Source organism: Acidovorax sp. ST3, from assembly GCF_003231145.1.
In the GTDB taxonomy this organism is placed as follows: Bacteria; Pseudomonadota; Gammaproteobacteria; order Burkholderiales; family Burkholderiaceae_C; genus Acidovorax.
The window spans coordinates 1-570 of sequence record NZ_QKVP01000104.1 but is presented as its reverse complement, the minus strand read 5'-3'; the positions used below and the strand labels follow the sequence as shown (position 1 = coordinate 570).

General features: G+C 68.6%; 1 protein-coding gene. It reads right to left on the bottom strand.

Annotated features, from left to right (window positions below; translation table 11 throughout):
• The coding region (locus DNK89_RS24640; protein WP_153064348.1) for a helix-turn-helix domain-containing protein at positions 1-303 on the bottom strand (303 nt) is incomplete at its 3' end.
• Positions 304-570: the final 267 nt, after the last annotated feature.

Sequence of the window (570 nt, the reverse complement as noted above, 5' to 3'; positions counted from 1 at the left end):
ATAGATCCGCGCGTTCATCGTCCGGCGGACACCGCGATCCCAATCCTTCGCGGTCCGCTCATGGATCCCCACCGCAGCAGCCGCTTCACGGCGACTCCTACCTTCCGCCCGCAACCGCGCGAACTCTGCCTTGCCCGGATGGCCCACACGCACCGAAGCCATACCCGCCTGCCGCGCCCACGAGAACCCCGTATGGCGATTGACACCCAACTCCCGCGCCACCACCGTGACGCTCCCCACCTCACTCAACCGCCGGAGAAACAACTCCCGCACGACCGCACCCGACTCGCCCTGAAATGACACGGTGGCCGCAACCTCCCAAAACCTGGGGTGTTGCGACCACCGTTAGAACCCGCCACCTGGCGGGGGCTCTCGTCGTTAACGCGCATCGTCTCTCGGCTGGTGCCCCGGCACGAGATTGGGCGCCCCGCGCCGTTTCGCCTCCCCTTGTCGTCGAGCCGCCGCGCATCCATGCGGGCGCCGCACGGGAGAGCGCGGATGGATTCGGCGTGCCCATGTCCCGCACGGTGCGGGAGAGCAACCGCGGATGCTCTGACAACGCGCGGCGCG